Source organism: Microcystis sp. LEGE 08355 (assembly GCF_015207185.1).
Taxonomy (GTDB): Bacteria; Cyanobacteriota; Cyanobacteriia; order Cyanobacteriales; family Microcystaceae; genus Microcystis; species Microcystis panniformis.
On sequence record NZ_JADEXI010000375.1, the window covers coordinates 1 to 4,599 of the forward strand.

At 43.4% G+C, this 4,599-nt stretch carries 4 protein-coding genes and 1 pseudogene; 4 read left to right on the forward strand and 1 reads right to left on the reverse strand.

Annotated elements, in window-relative coordinates; genetic code table 11:
* Positions 1–138: pseudogene (locus IQ242_RS26295) on the forward strand (site-specific DNA-methyltransferase); the annotation flags it as partial.
* A gap of 133 nt (positions 139–271) precedes the next feature.
* Positions 272–844: a Uma2 family endonuclease gene (locus IQ242_RS17240; RefSeq protein ID WP_193960820.1), complete on the forward strand. Its 573-nt coding sequence runs from the start codon at positions 272–274 to the stop codon at positions 842–844.
* A gap of 84 nt (positions 845–928) precedes the next feature.
* Here the strand turns inward: IQ242_RS17240 and IQ242_RS17245 are convergent, their stop codons facing one another.
* Positions 929–2,353: a Ni/Fe hydrogenase subunit alpha gene (locus IQ242_RS17245; RefSeq protein ID WP_193960821.1), complete on the reverse strand. Its 1,425-nt coding sequence runs from the start codon at positions 2,351–2,353 to the stop codon at positions 929–931.
* A gap of 688 nt (positions 2,354–3,041) precedes the next feature.
* Here IQ242_RS17245 and IQ242_RS17250 point away from each other — a divergent pair.
* Together IQ242_RS17250 and IQ242_RS17255 are read left to right on the forward strand one after the other, a co-directional pair.
* A complete protein-coding gene (locus IQ242_RS17250) occupies positions 3,042–4,028 on the forward strand; it encodes an RNA polymerase sigma factor, RpoD/SigA family (protein ID WP_002770309.1) in 987 nt (328 codons plus the stop codon).
* Positions 4,029–4,169: 141 nt separating this feature from the next.
* Positions 4,170–4,448, forward strand: coding sequence for a hypothetical protein (locus tag IQ242_RS17255; protein WP_228021053.1), 279 nt, complete (start codon positions 4,170–4,172; stop codon positions 4,446–4,448).
* Positions 4,449–4,599 lie beyond the last annotated feature (151 nt).

The following is a 4,599-nucleotide window of genomic DNA, read 5'->3' on the forward strand; positions in this document are numbered from 1 at the left end:
GCCGCTTCTTTAGATAGACGTTTTATTTTATTCGAGAGTAATTTTAATTATATTGAACTGATACGAAAGCTACTTACTGAAGGCAGTAAGACTGATTTAGACTCAATTATTTGGCTTAATTGTCCGTTAGAAAACTAATACCATTTTTCTAAAGTAATGGCAGAGATGGTTAATTCCCTCACCCCCAACCCTTCTCCCTTTTTGGGAGAAAGGAGTAGAATGTCTGCCACGAATAAAGAAAAATGGTATAACAATGAGCGAGGTAAACACCATGACAGCCGGTAAAAGTCACGCTTATTTTACTCCAAAAGACTATCTAGAAATAGAGAAAATTAGTCCCATTAAACATGAATATATACAAGGGCAAATCTTGGCGATGGCGGGGGCCAGTAAAGCCCATGTTATCATCACAGGTAATCTTTCAGCCCAATTAATTAATCATTTACGGGGTAGTGGTTGTCTTGCCTACGCTACCGATATGAAAGTGCGTCTCCCTAGCTTAAATATCTTCTATTATCCCGATTTTGCCATTACTTGTGACCAACTCGATCGAGTTTCCCAGGAAGATTTTATCCTGCATCCGCAAGTGATTATCGAAGTTTTATCCGACTCTACGGCAGCCTTTGATAGAGGCGATAAATTTGCCGATTATCAAACTATCCCCGAATTAGAGGAATATCTATTGATCGAGCAAAAACAAGTCCTAATTGAACAATATCAACGTCAATCTAATAACCTCTGGATTCCCCATATTTATCACGCGGGAGATTTAATCACTATTAACTGTATTAACTTTTCTTGTCCGATAGAAATTCTTTATCAAAACCTAGAAATTCTTAGCTAGAATCTTGACCGTAAAAATAGTAAAATGGGGTCAGGTATTAGGATAAATTTCCCCTATTTCCTAACCCCCCAACAACTTAGATAATTAACCCCTTTGTCGAGTATTGATCACCTCACCGGCTGCATTAACTAACTCTAGCTGTAGCGGCATTTGTCCCATAGCGTGAGTGGAACAACTTAAACAGGGATCATAGCAACGAATACCCGCTTCCACCCGGTTTAACATCGCTTCGGGAATTTCGCCACCATGAATATAATGTTGGGCGATTTGTTTCACCGTTTGATTCATGGCTAAATTATTATTACCCGTGGCAATAATTAAATTCACCGTTTCAATCAAACCATTTTCATCCACTTTATAATCATGGAATAAAGTACCCCGGGGCGCTTCACTAACTCCCACCCCTTGCAGATTATTAATTCCTGCTTCGGCGCGACAGCGTGGAGAAACTATATCGGGATCGTCGATTAAAAGTTCGATACGCTCTAAACAGCCTAAAATCTCCACTAATCGGGCATAATGATAGTAAAAAGAAGAGGTTGCTACACCACCGACCCGATGGCGATATTCCCGTAACTCGATATCCGCTCCCTCCGTGCCAAAATGGGAACAAACATTTAAGCGCGCCAACGGACCAACCCGATAGATACCGTTGGGATAACCGAGGGGTTTATAGTAGGGAAACTTCAAATAAGACCATTTTTCTACTGATTCGCCGATATAATCGCGATAATTGTCTTCGCTCAGGTTATCGGCCACGATATTGCCTTGACTATCGGTAAAACGAATATGACCACCGTAGTGTTCCCACTCGTCCCGTTTACCGACCAATCCCATAAACAGGGAAGGGAAATTACCAAAAGCGGCGATTTCTATGGTTAAATCGTCCAGAAGTCTTTTAAACAGGTTTAAAGCCGTGTAAAGAGTCGCTTTAGACTCCGGCAGTCGTTCTTTAATCCATTGTCGCCCTTCTTCGCTCAGGGGAGAACGCACACCTCCCGGGACGGACCAAGCGGGGTGAATTTTTTTTGCTCCCAAAAGTTCAATAACTTTCTGTCCAAATTGACGCAAACGGATGCCTGCTCGCGCTAGGTCAGGATCGGCGGCGATTAAACCGAAAATATTCCGTTTAGCGGCGTCACTTTCCCAACCAAGCAGAAAATCGGGACTGCTAAGATGGAAAAAGCTTAAAGCATGGGATTGGGTTAATTGTCCCAAATTCATCAAGCGCCGCAGTTTTTCACCTGCGGGGGGGATTTGCACCGCTAGAATTTTATCGCCGGTTTTGGCGGCACAAAGTAGGTGACTAACGGGGCAAATGCCGCAAATTCGGGCAGTAATTCCCGCCATCTCCCACATCGGCCGTCCCTCGCAGAATTTCTCGAAACCGCGATACTCGACCACATGAAAACGCACGTCATCCACTTCCCCCCCATCGTCAAGGAAAATCGAGATCTTGGCATGGCCTTCGATCCGGGTGACGGGATCGATAACGACGGTTTTAGTCATAGTAAGTCCTCATTGTTCAGGAGTTTCACAGAACGGCATTGTGGAGATTGCGATCGAGCTTGGTTTCAAAGATAATTTATCCCGATCTCCGCCCTGCTGTTTCTATGATAGTTATTACCCTCCTAGCAATCCTAATTTTTTTGACAATTTTTTCCGATTCTCAATCGGAAAAAAATTTAAAATTTTGTAGCAAATACTACAGAAAATAGTTCGGGAATCCGCAATAATTACATCTCCCTTTGCTGGTTTTGATCAGTCATTATATATATAGAAGTCGGTTCTCGGCTGTTAGTCTTCCTCTCAAGACTGAGGGCGAAAGGGTCGGAATTCAGCTAGATTGTTGACGGCTAATCGGGAAAATCACCTTTTTGTCTTGTAATCTTACTTAACAGTATCAGCGGCACTGCCGAGGATTCAGGAAAAAGCGACCCAAAAACAAGCGATTGTAGTTGATAGTTCTAGGCTGTAATACTTTTGTTCTGGATGTTGGGATAAAAAGGATAAACTTAACATCATACCAAAGAATGAATCAGCTTTGAACCTTTAGGGGATTGTCTGCGTCTAAAAGCACAGGATACAATCAAAGGAATTCCGAATCGAACTCATACCGACTTCAGATAAGCCAGACTCACCCGCGAGTCGGAATAGTAACAGACTTTTTCTGTGTCAAGGAGTCACCACCAAACCAATGCCCACAGCAAAAACCAACCAAACTCAACCACAGCCCACCCTCAATGCCGATATGGTGCGTACCTATCTGCACGAAATTGGGCGGGTTCCCCTCCTAACTCACGAACAAGAAATTATTTACGGCAAACAAGTCCAACGGATGATGAGCCTGTTAGAAGCGAAAGAAGGACTATCGAAACAATTAGGACGGGAACCACAGCAATTGGAGTGGGCGGATTCGGTGAATTTAAGCGAAAATGAACTGGATCGCGCCTTGAAAACCGGCGATCGAGCTAAACGGAAAATGATTGAAGCTAACCTCCGCTTGGTGGTTGCGATCGCTAAGAAATATCAAAAGCGGAACATGGAATTCCTGGATCTAATTCAAGAGGGTAGTCTGGGACTAGAAAGAGGTGTAGAGAAATTTGATCCCACCAAAGGTTATAAATTTTCTACCTATGCCTACTGGTGGATTCGACAAGCGATTACCCGTGCGATCGCTCAACAGGCCCGCACCATTCGCTTACCCATCCATATCACCGAAAAACTGAATAAAATCAAAAGAACCCAGCGCGAACTCGCCCAAAAACTGGGCAGAAGTGCCACTCCCGCCGAGATTGCCCTGGAATTAGAGCTAGAACCCGCTCAAATCCGCGAGTATCTCAGTATGGCTCGTCAACCCATCTCCCTTGATGTGCGCGTCGGCGATAACCAAGATACGGAATTGTCGGAATTGTTAGAAGATAGCGGAGTTTCTCCCGATACCTTCATCACTCAAGAGTTATTACGCCAAGACTTAGCCAATCTCCTGGCCGAATTAACCCCCCAACAACGGGAAGTGATTTCCCTCCGTTTCGGTTTAAGCGATGGCAAAGAGTTGTCCCTAGCCAAAATCGGTCAGAGAATGAACATCAGTCGGGAACGGGTGCGACAATTAGAACACCAGGCCCTAGCTCATTTACGCCGTCGCCGGGCCAACGTCAAGGAATATATTGTCGCCAGTTAGTAAAATTAGCAAATAACCAAGAAGGAGAGCGCAAGCTCTCTTTTTTTTTGGGTTTATTATTGCTAAATTTTTAACTTTAAAAAAGGTCGTTTATCTGCTCTACCAATTTATTTTCGAGACGAGGAGAAAATTAAAGGATTGATGTTTTTATTAACGATTGCCCTCAGAGTTTTCACTTTGAGGGAATTTGTGGTGCGTCGTCAATTACATCAATCCCAGTCCAGTTTAGCTGGACTCTATGAAGGAAATCCTAAACGCGCCACTAATCGTCCCACAGCCGAAAAGATGTTAAGGGCTTTTAATAACATCACTTTGTACATCCATCGAGAGGATTCAAGAGAAATTTCTGCCCTTAACTTCGTTCGTACAACAACAAATCTTAAGGTTAATGAATATAGAGGAGTCTATTTATACTACTGACTACTTGGCTTCGGGATGAAACCGAGTCAGTCCGAGTCGCTCAATCCTTTATTGGGTAAGCTTTTTAACCTGTTTGACCCCCTCTTGCTCGAAAAAATGAGCGAACGATGAGTACAGAGTTTCATTTGTCAACATATTAGCTATGTAGGGT